A 14,720-nucleotide genomic window follows, 5' to 3' on the forward strand; every position below is an offset into this window, starting at 1 on the left:
AAGCCTCATTCAGCCTAATACTTAGGCTGAATGAGGCTTTGTCATGTAATGCATCACTTAACTGGTCTTTCAATTGTTTTTAGGTGTCACTCTATTCCTTGAGCAACCCAATGCCCCTCCATTACTTCTACCAATTTTGTATTTTCCACATTGAACTTCCTATCTGCTTCATCCTTTTTGTTGAGTTGTCGGTGTTTGTTTGCTCCCACTTTAGGGTCTGGAATCGGAATAGCGGCTAACAAGGACTTTGTATATGGATGCAACGGGTTATTATATAACTCTTCGCTATCTGCCAACTCGACAATTTTCCCTGCATACATAACCGCTACCCGATCACTGATGTGCTTCACCATTGACAAGTCATGAGCTATGAATAAATAAGTGAGTCCAAGCTTATGTTGCAAATCCTCCAGAAGTTTAACAATCTGTGTTTGGATGGATACATCAAGTGCAGATAATGGTTCATCACAGACGATGAAATCCGGCTCCACAGCTAAAGCTCGTGCAATTCCAATTCGTTGACGCTGACCACCAGAGAATTCATGGGGATAACGCATCGCATGCTCAGGTTCCAAACCAACCATCATTAGCAACTCTTCAACTCTTTTCTTGCGCTCAGCTTTGTTCTTACTCATCCGATGAATATCTAGTGCTTGCCCGATAATATCAAGTACTTTGAAGCGTGGATTCAAAGAGGAATATGGGTCTTGGAAAATCATTTGCATATGTTTTCTCATACTCTTCATCTCTTTTGAAGTAAAACGGTTTATGGCCATCCCTTGGTATAACACTTCTCCATCCGTCGGGTCGTCCAATCGTAAAATTGCACGACCCGTTGTAGACTTCCCAGATCCTGATTCGCCCACAAGGCCAAGGGTTTCACCAGGCCGAATGTGAAAACTAATATCGTCAACCGCCTTAGTCAATCCCTTTTTTCCACTATCGAAGTGTTGCTTAAGAGACGTCACTTGAACAAGAGGAATCGTCTTGTCAATTCCTTCTGGTAATTGAGATACACGTTTCTCCTTTTTCTTTTCATCAAGTCGCGGTAGTGCATTTAATAACTTTTTAGTGTATGGATGATTTGGACTTTCAAACACCTCAATTGTGGTTCCGGTCTCCACAATTTCGCCTTTCTTCATAACTACGACATGATCACACATTTCCGCAACTACTCCCAAATCGTGAGTGATCAATATAATAGAAGTGCCAAAACGTTGTTGAATATTTTTCATGAGATCGAGAATTTGTGCTTGAATGGTTACATCTAGTGCAGTCGTAGGCTCATCTGCAATTAGTAATGCGGGCTTACAAGCAAGTGCAATTGCGATCATAACCCGTTGACGCATCCCTCCAGAAAACTCATGGGGATATTGGTTATACCGAACTTCACTATCTTTAATACCAACCAAATTTAAAAGTTCAATCGTTTCCATTTTTGCTTCTCTCTTGGAAACGTTCATATGTTTCATAATACTTTCGCATATTTGTTTCCCTATTCTTTTAGTCGGATTTAAAGAAGTCATAGGATCTTGAAAGATCATCCCAATCCCATTTCCCCTAATACTCTCCATTTCCTTCTCTGTCTTCAAGTTCAGATTTTCTCCTTGAAATTCAATAACCCCCTCTTTCATATACGAAGGTGGGGACGGCAATAAACGCATGATAGAACGAGCGGTTACGCTTTTTCCACTGCCTGATTCTCCTACAATTCCAAGGGTTTCTCCTTTATTAACCTCAAAACTCACACCACGAACAGCGTGGAAATCTTCATCCCTCATCGTAAAGGAAACGTGTAGATCTTTTACTTTTAATATGGGTTCCACAGGAAATCCTCCCCTTTTGTCATCATCGGTGAATCTCAAGAATAGAATTGACAACCAATAACTACTTGATTATAGTCTAGTATACCGATCGGAATTAAACAATATAAAAAGGTGGTGGATTAATTTGGCGTACACTATTACTTCACTTCTTCAAAAGTCATACAAAGAAGCCCAAGGAAAAACAGTTGTTCAGGTTCTGTTAGTTCTGGCGGGACTTCCCGTTCATCTAGTCATATATTTTATTTACTTGATTAGAAAAAAAGACCACACCCACGATACTGTGTTGAATGACATAAGAGTGGAACTGTCAGACAAACAATTATCTGATCAATGGCATTCTTATTATGTAGATCAGCTAATTCGAAAGCGAACCTTCTTTCAGGAGAATATTAGCGATAAAGAAATACACCATTTAGCTGAAAAGCTAGTAGAGGAAAGGAAGAAAGAAGAAATTACACGGCGTACTGATGATCATCTCAATCAAAATGGAATACAGAGAACTACGTATTCGGTTTACTTTCAATCCCTCTTAGAACGCCGCCATTTTTTACTTTGCACCTTACTTCCCGGCGCTCTTATGTACGCAATCCTATTGCTGATCAGCAATCCTTTTCTAACCTATATCGCAGAAAGGCTTATCCAAAGTGTACTTGTCATTATAGGAGTTGCGGTTTTGGTATTTACTATTCTCTATATCTCACCATTCGATCCAGCCTCCAACATTCTTGGGGAATCGGCGACACAGAAGCAGACCGCAGCGTTCAACCAATTACACGGACTCGACCTACCCTATTGGCAACAACTATGGAATGCGTTAAAAGGTATCGCCACCTTCGATCTAGGATCTTCATTTGCAGGTAATGAAGATGTCGCAACGAGCATCGCCAACAAATTCCCGGTTACGTTAACGATTGCACTGTTCTCGGTCATTATGGCAGTTGTCATAGCAATCCCAGTCGGCATCCTTTCTGCAACTCGACCGAATTCGTTTCTGGATTACTCGTTCATGTTCATTGCATTAATCGGCTTGTCCATTCCGAACTTTTGGCAAGGACTAATCTTCATTCTAAATTTCTCGATTAAGCTCAATTGGTTGCCAGCTACGTATAGTCCTAGTAATCACCTATCCATGATTATGCCTGTCGTCGTTCTTGGAACTGCCCTTACAGCTTCTATTGCGAGAATGATGCGCTCATCGTTACTTGAAATTATTCACGAAGACTACATCATCACAGCACGTGCAAAAGGACTTTCTAAGAGTCAGATGTTATGGAAACACGCTGTCGGAAACGCCATGATCCCTGTCATCACTGTCATCGGGTTATTGTTTGGAGGCATGCTTGGAGGTGCTGCTGTAACGGAAAAGGTCTTCAATATTAGAGGAATTGGAAGTTACATCGTTGATAAGCAATTCATCCCCGATATCCCCGCCATCATGGGTGGAGTTGTCTATATTGCAATTACAATATCGTTAGTCAATTTACTAATTGATATTTTGTACGCATTCTTAGATCCACGAATTCGCTCTAAGATAAACCAATCGTAAAGTAGGTGAAAACATGAAAGATTCCTCAAACAATCGACATGCGTTAGTGATTTCAAAAGATTATCCTCAAGCTAATTTCACATGGATTCTCTCGTTAGCACTCGCTGCAATCTTCTTGTGGAACAGTCTTGCAACCAAATCAGGAGAGATGAATCTGTTTGTATTTGCCCTGTTTTGCGCCTACACGTTGACGTCCATATTTCAGCTATTCATCACTAGAAAGATGAAAAAGGATCTGCTCAATACGGGGGAAATTCACAAAACAACAAGACGTTTAGGTTATGTCCAATTAGCAAGTTTACTGACGGGTAATATTTTTGCAGCTGCTTTCGCTTTTAACTTAATTAATAAAAGAAAGACTCCTGAATACACGTTTGCGGTGTATATGCTGCTGACTCAACTAGCTGTCATTGCTATAAGCTCCGTGAATCTATTTAAACCTTATGTCAGCGATACGTTTCTTATCGCTATGGGGAGCCTTCTTCTTATTGCTCTGTTTCACCTAGTAGCGCTCATACTGACAGTCCATTACGTGAAAGAGTATTCAGCCCCACGTTGGATGTCTATCCTTGCTGTTGTTTTAATGGCAACAGCCGTTACAGGAAACTTATTTGCTACACTTCTAGGTTGGAGCCTATTCATGAAGTCTAGGCGCTTCGATTCTTCTCGACTGTTGAAATGGAATGTGATGTGGGAGAAAATCACTCGGAATTCTACTGCAGTCCTAGGCATGTTTTTCATTCTACTCATGCTTACCATTTCTATCACGAGCCGATTCACGTTCGACTATGCACTTGCTGTAGAAAATAATTACAGTGCTATTTTACAAGCTCCAAGTCTTGTATATCCATTTGGAACGGATAACTTTGGACGCGATGTTTTTTCAAGAATTGTGTTCGGGGCCAGGATTTCCTTGCTCGTGGGCTTTGCATCTACGATTCTTCCCGGCCTAATTGGAGGATTCCTTGGTGCAATTGCGGGATATTACAGTAATCGCATCGACAACTGGATTATGCGCTTGCTTGATATCCTATATTCGATTCCTGGAATTTTACTAGCAATCGCCATTATTGCTGCATTTGGAGCCAATACAGTCAATCTAATCATTGCGCTAAGCGTTGGTGGCATTCCAACACATGCACGTACGATGCGAGCGAATGTCCTTATGGTTTCAAACTACGATTTCGTCGATTCTGCAAAGGCATTAGGCGCATCAGACTTTTCAATACTGTTTAAACAAGTTGTACCTAATTCACTTGCTCCTATGATTGTAAAATCCACTTTAACAATTGGTGGTGCAGTCATCGCGACAAGTAGTCTAAGTTACTTAGGACTTGGAGTTGAGCCTCATATTCCAGAATGGGGAAATATTTTGAAAGTCGGTAGTACGTATCTTGAGTCGAATTCGTATCTCGCAATTTTCCCTGGACTTGCAATTATATTGCTCGTTCTCTCATTCAATTTCTTGGGTGATGGATTGCGGGATGCGCTAGATCCTAAGCTCGACTAACAACTAAAAACTTGGAGGGATTTATCCATGAAAAAGAAATTATTAACACTAGCATTACTGCTTGTCCTCGTGCTTGCAGGCTGTGTAAAAACTAAATCCGAGGTCGAAAGTGAAGGTAAAGAAGAGGATGGCAAAGGTGGCTTGAATGAGAAAGTGCAGATTGAAGTCCTTGGAATGGGATCAGGCGAAGAAGACTTAAATATTGTGCGTGACCAGCTCATCAAAAATGGTTTTGACGTCAAACTGAACATTCAACCGGATTATGGATCCTTTTCAGCACAAAAAGATGCTGGAAACTTCGACCTTGCACTTTCAAGCTGGACGACAGTTACTGGTAACCCTGACTATGCCGTACGTGCGTTATTCAAATCTGATGGCGCGAATAGTCTGGTTAAAGACTCTAAAGTGGATGAATTGATCGATAAAGCAAGCACAGAAACTGCTGACGAATATATTAAAACTTACAAACAACTTGAACAGCAACTCGTTACAGAAAAAGCATTCATCGCACCCCTTTATAACTCTTTTAAAGCACAAGGCGTAAACAAAGAAGTGTTGAATCCAGATACAGTTAGACTTGCAAAATCCCGTGCGATTCCATGGGAAACTATTGACTTTAAAGATGAGGCAAAACGCACAACTGAACCTCTGGTGACGCAACAAGCAATAGGCGATTTGACTTCGCTGGATCCAATTAAAGGGAACGATGGTTCTATTAATACACTCAACACAAATATGTACGTACGACTTGTCAACTTAACAGATGAAGATGAGGTCGTATCAGATGGTTCACTCTCTTATAACTATGCGATGGCTGAAGGAAATTCAGACTACTATTTCCTTCTTCGCGATGACATTAACTTTGCTTCCATTTCCAATGAGAAAGCGATTGACACGGGAGAACGTGTCGGCGCAGAAGATGTTGTGTTCTCTCTGGAACGTGCAAAAGACAAAGACTCTGTGCCTGATCACCGAACGTATAGCTTACACGAGCGTATAAAAAGCGCTGAAATTGTTACCGATTTAACAGAATTGAAGAATGCAAAACAATCCGGTAGTGAAAAAACCATTCTAGAGACACTGGAAAAAGGGCTTGATACGAAACTTTCCGGAGTCGTTGAAAGTAAAACAAAAGCTGACAATAGTAAAGGAAACTATCAAGTGGTTAAAGTAACAACAACTGAACCGTTCCCCCAAGTCTTAAATTACTTGGCTCACCAATCTGCAGGGATTGTTTCAGAAAAACAAGTGAAGAGTATCAACACATATGATGTTGCATCCTTCAACTTAGATAAGGATATTGCATATGGAGATCAGCGCACAGTAACTGAAGGTGCAACTTATAACAACCATCTGTATGCAAGTGGACCTTATATACTTGTGAAGAAAAATGATTACCAAGCAGACTTCGTTAAAAATCCAGGGTATCGTACGGGAAGTGAATTTGAACCTAAGATTTCAAACATAACTGTACGCTTCATCGATGACTCTGATAGTGCTCTGTCGGCATTACGTAACGGTGAAATTCATCTCTTTAATGGAGTTCCGGAAACGAAGTACGACCTTGTTGAAGCAGACGATAACTTGCTACTACAAAAGAGCGACAGCAACGCCGTTACTTACTTGCAGTTCAACACGGCCGGCCGAAAAGTTTCAGAAAGTGAAAACTTACGTAAAGCGGTACTCTTCTCCATCAATCAAGATGAGTTTTTGAACTATTATCAAGGGAACAAGAAAAAAGCTTATTCGACTGTTAGCCCACTCGTAGACACAGGAAACGAGCTTGTAGCTGATTCTGATAAGGTAAAAGAGTTCTTGGAAGCCTATCAAAAAGAATAATTGAAAACCGCACTCCAACCTGAATTTCCAAGTCGGAGTGCGGTTTTTACTTTCACATATACTTTAAGGATTCTCTTTCGTTTACATGCATTCGAAATGAGTTGCACCCGATCACTGAGCTGTATATCCACCATCTAAAACAATCGCCTGTCCAGTAATCCCTTTTGCTGATTCACTCGACATGTACAATGCCAAATCTGTGATTTCTTTGACGTCAATCAATCTTTTCTGTGGCACAAGTGGATATAAAACTTCTTCCAATACTTGCTCCACTTCTATGTTCCGTGTTTTTGCCAGATCATTGAATTGACCTCGGACTAGTTTCGTATCTGCATATCCCGGACAAATTGCATTAACGGTAACACCATCTGTTGCGGATTCCAAAGCAGCTACTTTTGTTAAGCCAATCACGCCATGTTTCGCAGAGTTGTAGGCAGCTTTCCCTGCAAAACCAATCACTCCGTTAATCGATGCCATGTTAATGATGCGCCCAAATTTCTGTTTTTTCATATATGGCATTGCGTGTTTAATAGCGATAAATGGTGCCGTTAGCATAATTTTAACTAGTAGTTCAAACTTTTCGGTTGGGAATTCTTCAATGAACGACACGTGTTGCATACCTGCGTTATTCACTAAGATATCAATTTTGCCATAGGTTTTCACAGTAAATTCAATAGCAGCTTGTATGTCCTCTTCTTTCGTGACGTCACAAACGATTCCAGAAACATCTCCACTTAACTGAGCAACTGCTTCATCAATCGCTTCTTGACTAAGATCTGAAAGAACCACCTTTGCTCCTGCTTCTGAAAAGGCTTTTGCAATATCAAAGCCGATTCCTCGAGCGGCTCCTGTAATGAACAAAACGTTGCCTTCTACCATTACTTCATCCCCTTAAGTTAAATTGCCGTCCATCCGCCATCTACTTTAATGGTTTCTCCTGTTACAAAGCTAGCCATATCGGAAGCTAGATAGAGTACAGCTCCTGATATATCCTTCGGCTTTGCCAATCCATTTAACAAAATCCGCTTTTCTACATCTTGTTTAAAGGCTTCATCTGTAAACATTTTTGCGGTCAACTCCGTTTCAATGAACGTTGGGGCAACTGCATTTACCGTTATGCCGTGTTCTGCCCATTCAACAGCCAACGCCTTCGTCAATTGAATGAGACCGCCCTTACTTGCACAATACGCCGCACGCTTATAATACCCAACAAACGCCATTTGCGAAGCAATGTTAATAATCTTACCACTTTTTTGAGGAAGCATATGACGAGCCGCTTCCTGACTGCTAAAGAAGACCGACTTCAAGTTTAAATCGAGTACCGTATCCCAATCCGATTCTGTCACGTCCATTGCTGGCTTCGCAATATTTACTCCTGCATTGTTCACTAACACATCAATCGTTCCGAAGGTAGTTACTACGGTTTCAATCAAATGCTTGATCACTGAAAGCGCACTCAAATCTCCTGAGATCCCGATGCATTTTGGGTTAAATGCTCGAAGCTCGCTTACAGTTTCATTGAGTGCTTTTTCATCACGGCCTGTAATAATTACATTGGCATTCAACTCTGCAAATGTGAGTGCAATATCTTTTCCTATTCCCTTACTACCACCTGTAACGACAACGGTCTTCCCTTTAAGTTCAGAGAAATAAGAACTCATTCGCTCTCCTCCTCTCGGTTATTCCGATCATTTTTCAAGAAATGGATGAGTGTACGTTCACGCTCTTCATTGACCTCTTTAGATGTCTTCTCGTCCCATTCATAAAAACCTCGTCCGTTTTTATCACCTAAGTGTTTCTCACTTACAAGCTGAGTGAGTGTTTCACCAGATTGTTGAGCTGTACTTAGCTCGCTGAATAAGTAATTTGAAATCGCTGAAAATACATCCAGTCCACCCATGTCTGCCGTCATCAATGGACCTGTTATCGGCAAACGGCGCCCTATGCTATATGTAACTGCAGCGTCAATGTCTTCTTTCGTTGCAGCTCCAATGTCCAATAAATACTGGGCTTCCCGGAACAATGCATATTGAAGACGATTGCCTATGAATCCCGTGATCTCTTTCTTTAGAAGAATCGGTTTCTTATTCATCTGTTCAAGTAGTTGCATCACTTCCTCAATGGTTCGTTCGTCTGTATGCTCACCCTTTACCACTTCTACGAGAGGTATTAAGTGCGCTGGGTTCCAAAAGTGTGTGACAATAAAGCGGTTCGGATGCTTCATCTCTTTTGCAAGCTCACTCGGTTTAAATCCAGATGTATTGCTAGCTAAAATACATCTGTCACTCACTAATCCTTCTAGCTTTTTATACAATACCCGTTTCAGTTCGATTTGTTCAGGAATCACCTCAAAGATGAAATCCGAAGTAGAAACCATCTCTTCTAAAGACGTCGATAACTCGATATTCCTGCGAATCTTTTCTATTTCATTCAAATCGATCAGTTCGTTTTCCATCATCACAGTTAACTTATTTTGTAATCCTGTTTTAGCTGTTTCAAGATCAGCTTCATTCATCCCAATAAGTTTTACCGGAAATCCTTCCCATGCCGCAGCTAACGCGATTGAATGCCCCATTGTCCCACAACCTATTATTGAAATCTTCTCCATCTAAATCACCCCTTATTTTTGTCTAGCTAACGAGAGATACCCAACAAACCATTAGCCGGTTTGTTGGGTATTGAACTCTTACAAGCCTATCGAGAATAAGATGACTGCCAAAGCAGCACCAATGAGTGGTACGACAACAGACAAGGCTCCAAATGCCGGATACGCGTCTTTATGCGTTTCACCTGCAATGGAACGGATCGTTGTTACAACGTATCCTCCTTGTGGCAGTGAATCCAATGACCCTGAAGATATGGCAACCGTACGGTGTAATGCTTCTGGATCTACTCCTAAATCCATATAATGTGGTGCCAGAAGCGGCAAGGCAATCGCCTGTCCACCTGATGACGAACCCGTTAGTCCAGCGATAACGGCAACTGCCAGTGCGCCCCCAATAAGCGGGCTCCCCGGGATGTCTGTCATTACACCAACCGCTGCTTCAAAAGCAGGTGTCGCTTTCACCACTCCTCCAAAACCGACGACTGCGGCTGTGTTGGCAATTGCAATGACTGCTCCCATTGCACCTTCACCAACTGCATGTCCGAAGTTTTGAAAGTACTTTTTATTGATTAAATACGTCGCTAAAATACCACCACTCAAAGAGATGATTAAAGCAGACGTTCCGAGCGATTTGTGTAAGACTAATGTAATTCCAAGGACAACGACTAAAGGAATCATACTCAGTAATGGATTCGGAAGTTCTGTTCGTGTATCGGCTTCCTGATCCGTGTCTCTAGCAACAAATCTTTCACCTTTAGCGACCGCTTTTGAAATCATTCGTTTCAACCACCAATACCCAAACAAGAACATGAAGATTGCCACTAAAAAGCTAACTTCCCAACCAGCATATGGAGTTGTGCCTAGGAATTCGATCGGTATCCAGTTTTGTATTTCAGGTGATCCTGCAGATGTCATTGTAAACGTCGTGGATCCAAATGCTAATGCAGCTGGTATGAATCGTCTTGGTAGATTGGCTTGTCTGAATAGACTCAATGCCATCGGATAGACAGAGAATGCGACAACGAACAAGCTGACACCACCATATGTTAAAACAGCACAGGCGATTACTACCGCTAAAGCTGCCCGTTTCATACCAATTTTGCTGACAATCCATTGTGAAATACTATCAGCGGCACCACTGTCTTCCATGACTTTACCGAATATCGCTCCCGTCAAGAACATCAAGTACCAGGATGCGATGAACCCCGTAAATCCGCCCATATAGTTCGTTAAGAAATTTACTGCTCCCTCTTCCGCTAACTGCGGGAAGAGAGGAATGCCATTTAACACTGCGATAAACAGTGCAGTTATTGGTGCTGCAATGAGGAGATTCATCCCCTTCATTGTCAAAAAGATTAATATTGCTAGTCCCCCAAAAAGACCAATGAATCCTAACATAGTAAAACCCCCAATTTCCCCAAGTGTACGATTTAGTTTTTACCGTACCGTTCTACTCTAAGGAGTGCTTGTTTCGCATGTCCTTCAAAGTTTTCCAGTTTACAAAGACGTGCTGCATATTCTCCGATATAAGCACTAGCTTCTGGCTTCACTTTTTGATACGTCACAGTTTTAATGAATTTCCCTACCCACAGTCCACCTGTATAACGTGCTGCCCCTTTTGTCGGTAGCGTGTGGTTCGTGCCGATTACTTTGTCTCCGTAAGCAACGTTCGTTTCAGGTCCTAAGAACAAGCAACCATAGTTCGTCATGTTTTCTAGGAAGTAATCGGGATTCTCCGTTAAAATCTCTACGTGTTCAAACGCAAGACGATCAGCTTCAACACGTGCTTCTTCAATGGAATCTACGACCAATACTTGGCCATAATCTTCCCATGAAACACTGGCAACATCTGCAGTCGACAATGTTTCCAACTGACGTGCGATTTCTTCAATCGTTTCGTAAGCGAGCTTTTCAGAAGTCGTGATCAATGCTCCTGGAGAAGTTGGTCCGTGTTCACCTTGACCAAGAAGATCGGTTGCGATCATTTCTGCGTCCGCTGTATGGTCCGCAACCACTAACGTTTCTGTAGGACCTGCAAATAGGTCAATTCCAACACGTCCGTATAATTGACGCTTCGCCTCTGCGACGAATGCATTACCCGGTCCAACGATCATGTCTACGGATTCGATAGATTCTGTTCCAATTGCCATTGCCGCCATTGCTTGAATGCCACCGAGCAAGTAGATTTCATCTGCCCCAGCTAGATGCATAGCAGCGATTGTTGCGTTTGGAATCTCTCCGTTGATGGGTGGTGTACATGCAATTACTCGTTTCACTCCAGCTACTTTTGCAGTCAAAACACTCATGTGTGCAGAAGCTACCATCGGATAACGGCCACCAGGAATATAACATCCAACACTATTTACAGGAATATTTTTATGGCCCAAAATAACGCCTGGAATGTTTTCAACTTCTACATCATTCAAAGAATCCAGTTGTGCTTGTGCAAACGCCTGAATGTTTTTTTGAGCAAACTTAATGTCTTCAATGACACTAGAAGGCACTTGTTCAACGATTTCCTGAATTTGAGCATCACTTAAACGGAATGATTCAGGAGTCCATTTATCGAACTTCGCCGATAGCTCTCGTACCGCTTGATCACCACGAATCTCTACATCCTTTAACGCACCTGCAACAATTTCAGACACCTTAGTATCATTTGCAACTACTTCTTCTTGTGACTTACCCGCTTTAATAACTTTCATCATAATAACGCCTCCTATTTTTAAACCGCTTACATTCCGATTTATAAAAAAATTAGTTGCATACCTATTCTCATTACACGGAGAGTTCTTACATTTGCATACGTATGCAAAAAACTCTATGAGAAAAGACTATTCCTATTATTCATTTTAGTCAACACTTTTATGTAGTTTTTCTTTCAACGAATTTTCCATTCACCTCTATAATTTGTGCTAAACCGGTATAGGACATGATTTCTGACAATAAATAATTGACAGTTTCCTCTATCATTTCTTCAATCGGCTGTTCCCAAGTCGTCAGTTCATATGCAGGCCAAGAAGCCATATCGATATTATCAAATCCAACAACTTTTGTATCTTGTGGAATACGAATATCATTTCTACGAAGCGCATCAATTACACCTAGTGCCATAATGTCATTAGCCACAAAAAATGCTGACGGCAATCGCTTTTCTTCCAGAATAGTCATAGCTGTCTGATGGCCACCCTCATATGTGTAATCCGAGTTATATTTCCGATATGCGATTTTCTGTTGATCGAGAACCTCACAAAAACCTTTTTCACGCTCAATGCTCGTAGATGTGTGTTCATTTCCGGTAATCAATACCAGCTCTGATGCACCTTTTGAAAGTAAGTACTGCGCAATCGATCGACTCGCACTTAAATTGTTGCAGCATACTGAATGGAACTCTCCTGTGCCCTGCTTTCTATTAAAGAAGACGAGTGGAATATGATTTTTCTTAAACTCTTCCCCTACCGAAAACGACATGGTTGCATCAGTGACTACCACACCCGCCACATTATAGTTCAATAACGTTTCGACATCCTCTTTTTGGATTTCATCATTGTTCGTATAGACAAACAAAATACTGTATCCATGTTGCTTAAATATTGAACTGAACCGTTTCAACACTTGAGCATAGAATGGGTTTTGAACGCCTTTCATGACAAGACCTATAATATTCGACTGATTCGTTATGAGGCTTCTCGCGTATACGTTAGGACGATATCCAAGTTCTTCCGCAGCCTCTAGAACCCGCTTCTTCGTCTTTTCTGATACAGAAGCTCCTTCAAAATATACCCTCGAAACTGAGGACTGGGAGACTCCCGCCAGTTTAGCTACATCCTTTGCAGTTACCGTTTCTCTCATTACGATCATCCTTTTGAGTTCGATTTTGCATCACTACCGATACCTTTACTTTATAGTACTAGTTTTTTGTATTCAATAGTCCAAAAACAAAAAAGCTGATTGCATTTAAGCAAACAGCCTTTTTGTATCTTCCATTACGAATCTACTGTGCTCCTTCGTTTGTTGTAAGATGCTAACTTACGATTCAAACAGCTCTTCTTCCATCAACGTAAATCCTTCAATCATCGTATCTTCTTCCACTTCGATTAAGAGGCAGCGTTTGCCGTTGTAGTTGACTTGTTTCACATATTTTAAATCTTGGGGGCTAATTGATATATTTGCGACTTTCGTGCTGATTTTTATAGATTTTGATGTGTAACTTGGAACGACATGGCTCGCTTTCAACTCATAGGATTCATCTTCAACGACAGATTGGAATGCCTGTTGTACTTTCTCAGTATCGACGTCTTCTGCCCCACTCAACTTCAATACCCTTTCCAGCTCTTTTGTATTCAATGTTGGCACGTAATCTTCATCTTCACCTTCGTCTTCCACGGTAGTCATGCGGTTGAGTTCGTCATAGACGTTGGCAAGCATTTGGGTATTCACTTCATCTCCCACAACATGCTTAACGATTTCTTCAAACACTGCTTTGTCATCTTCAGCCGTCATGATTTCCTCGCCATCTAATACATTTTCGATAAATTGATAATCGGGTTTGTTTGCTTTACCCGCAGCATACAAAATGTGATTGACATCCGCTGCGTTGTCAGTGAAACAAGGGAACAAAAATCCACCGATAGGCGAAGCCAGTTTGACTACAGGGTCAGTCATCTCACTGGACTTAAACTCTCGACCGATAAAGTCGAACACAAGTGAGCTCTTCGGCAGTTCAGTATGGTTCATGCTACTAAGAATGAAAGGTGTTGTATACGCCTCGTCCCCTTCAGCCATTTCCAACTCTTCCAAGTTCTTTTTCGTAGGCTTATAATACTTCCCGCGAATGAACGTAATGACCAGGTCTTTTTCATACTGAGTATCCTTCACCATTTTCTGTGCGATCAACTGCATGTTTTCTTTCCAATCATCAGCTTCTTTTGTATGGAGTCCCGCATACAAAAGCTGTTGGGTATTGTCTGTCTGCCCTTCTTTCACTTCCGCAAATCGAACCTCGAATAGTTTCATGGCGAGTTTTCCACCTAACACCTTTTTAAAGTTCGCTAAAAATAACTCTTGTTGTTCCCGTTCCATTAGCCCGAATGCTTGGCTCTCCTCGTGATAGATTTCATCACTTTCCTGGCGAACGTAAACATTATAAATGTCTGTAATCATGAGTAAATCCGTATCTACTTTAAATTGCTTTCGAATATCAGCAATGTCTTTTTTATTCATATCCAGTCCCTGCTTTCTATCTTTAAGTTTGATTGTTTTGGATCTGACTTAGCTCACATCCAACTTAGAGTATTCAAATTTCAGCACTCACTTTTAACTCTCTTACATTATAGCAATAGTTGTGTACATGAAAGAAATCTTGAGGGGTGTAGAAGACCCGTATTAGGCATA

The 14,720-nt window shown here is 41.3% G+C and carries 11 protein-coding genes; 3 read left to right on the forward strand and 8 right to left on the reverse strand.

Annotation, left to right across the window (positions count from 1 at the left end):
- Positions 1 to 86: 86 nt before the first annotated feature.
- Positions 87 to 1,826 carry an ABC transporter ATP-binding protein gene (locus N693_RS0107630; protein ID WP_025784204.1) on the reverse strand — a complete coding sequence of 580 codons (1,740 nt, stop codon included), beginning with the start codon at positions 1,824 to 1,826 and terminating at the stop codon, positions 87 to 89.
- A 124-nt stretch (positions 1,827 to 1,950) separates the two neighbouring features.
- On the opposite strand from N693_RS0107630, the gene N693_RS0107635 reads away from it, so the two are divergent.
- From N693_RS0107635 to N693_RS0107645, 3 genes are read left to right on the forward strand one after another with little or no spacing between them, the layout of a single operon-like run.
- Positions 1,951 to 3,372, forward strand: a complete 1,422-nt coding sequence (locus N693_RS0107635) for an ABC transporter permease subunit (protein ID WP_025784205.1) — start codon at positions 1,951 to 1,953, stop codon at positions 3,370 to 3,372.
- A 13-nt stretch (positions 3,373 to 3,385) separates the two neighbouring features.
- The gene (locus N693_RS0107640; protein WP_025784206.1) at positions 3,386 to 4,882 is read left to right on the forward strand and encodes an ABC transporter permease; all 1,497 of its coding nucleotides are present in this window, start codon (positions 3,386 to 3,388) and stop codon (positions 4,880 to 4,882) included.
- A 27-nt stretch (positions 4,883 to 4,909) separates the two neighbouring features.
- The gene (locus N693_RS0107645) at positions 4,910 to 6,721 is read left to right on the forward strand and encodes an ABC transporter substrate-binding protein (protein ID WP_025784207.1); all 1,812 of its coding nucleotides are present in this window, start codon (positions 4,910 to 4,912) and stop codon (positions 6,719 to 6,721) included.
- Positions 6,722 to 6,832: 111 nt separating this feature from the next.
- Here the strand turns inward: N693_RS0107645 and N693_RS0107650 are convergent, their stop codons facing one another.
- From N693_RS0107650 to N693_RS0107680, 7 genes are all read right to left on the reverse strand, one after another.
- A complete protein-coding gene (locus N693_RS0107650; RefSeq protein ID WP_025784208.1) occupies positions 6,833 to 7,600 on the reverse strand; it encodes a 3-hydroxybutyrate dehydrogenase in 768 nt (255 codons plus the stop codon).
- 17 nt (positions 7,601 to 7,617) lie between these two features.
- Entirely contained in the window at positions 7,618 to 8,382 is a 765-nt protein-coding gene (locus N693_RS0107655) for an SDR family NAD(P)-dependent oxidoreductase (RefSeq protein ID WP_025784209.1), read from the reverse strand.
- Positions 8,379 to 9,329 carry a 3-hydroxyacyl-CoA dehydrogenase family protein gene (locus N693_RS0107660; protein ID WP_025784210.1) on the reverse strand — a complete coding sequence of 317 codons (951 nt, stop codon included), beginning with the start codon at positions 9,327 to 9,329 and terminating at the stop codon, positions 8,379 to 8,381. The genes N693_RS0107655 and N693_RS0107660 overlap by 4 nt, the downstream gene beginning before the upstream one ends.
- 78 nt (positions 9,330 to 9,407) lie before the next feature.
- Positions 9,408 to 10,724 carry a GntP family permease gene (locus N693_RS0107665; protein ID WP_025784211.1) on the reverse strand — a complete coding sequence of 439 codons (1,317 nt, stop codon included), beginning with the start codon at positions 10,722 to 10,724 and terminating at the stop codon, positions 9,408 to 9,410.
- 32 nt (positions 10,725 to 10,756) lie between these two features.
- Entirely contained in the window at positions 10,757 to 12,034 is a 1,278-nt protein-coding gene (hisD, locus tag N693_RS0107670; RefSeq protein ID WP_025784212.1) for a histidinol dehydrogenase, read from the reverse strand.
- 157 nt (positions 12,035 to 12,191) lie between these two features.
- Positions 12,192 to 13,178, reverse strand: coding sequence for a LacI family DNA-binding transcriptional regulator (locus tag N693_RS0107675; protein WP_025784213.1), 987 nt, complete (start codon positions 13,176 to 13,178; stop codon positions 12,192 to 12,194).
- A gap of 177 nt (positions 13,179 to 13,355) precedes the next feature.
- Entirely contained in the window at positions 13,356 to 14,549 is a 1,194-nt protein-coding gene (locus N693_RS0107680) for a DUF4317 domain-containing protein (protein WP_025784214.1), read from the reverse strand.
- Positions 14,550 to 14,720: the final 171 nt, after the last annotated feature.

Origin of the sequence: Sporosarcina sp. D27 (assembly GCF_000586555.1) — a bacterium.
Lineage (GTDB): Bacteria > Bacillota > Bacilli > Bacillales_A > Planococcaceae > Sporosarcina.

Excerpts from the sequence above, each read along its gene's own strand:
- N693_RS0107640 (WP_025784206.1), top strand. The coding sequence starts at position 3,386 with ATGAAAGATTCCTCAAACAATCGACATGCGTTAGTGATTTCAAAAGAT.
- N693_RS0107645 (WP_025784207.1), top strand. The coding sequence starts at position 4,910 with ATGAAAAAGAAATTATTAACACTAGCATTACTGCTTGTCCTCGTGCTT.
- N693_RS0107650 (WP_025784208.1), bottom strand. The coding sequence starts at position 7,600 with ATGGTAGAAGGCAACGTTTTGTTCATTACAGGAGCCGCTCGAGGAATC.
- N693_RS0107655 (WP_025784209.1), bottom strand. The coding sequence starts at position 8,382 with ATGAGTTCTTATTTCTCTGAACTTAAAGGGAAGACCGTTGTCGTTACA.
- N693_RS0107660 (WP_025784210.1), bottom strand. The coding sequence starts at position 9,329 with ATGGAGAAGATTTCAATAATAGGTTGTGGGACAATGGGGCATTCAATC.
- N693_RS0107665 (WP_025784211.1), bottom strand. The coding sequence starts at position 10,724 with ATGTTAGGATTCATTGGTCTTTTTGGGGGACTAGCAATATTAATCTTT.
- hisD (WP_025784212.1), bottom strand. The coding sequence starts at position 12,034 with ATGATGAAAGTTATTAAAGCGGGTAAGTCACAAGAAGAAGTAGTTGCA.
- N693_RS0107675 (WP_025784213.1), bottom strand. The coding sequence starts at position 13,178 with ATGAGAGAAACGGTAACTGCAAAGGATGTAGCTAAACTGGCGGGAGTC.
- N693_RS0107680 (WP_025784214.1), bottom strand. The coding sequence starts at position 14,549 with ATGAATAAAAAAGACATTGCTGATATTCGAAAGCAATTTAAAGTAGAT.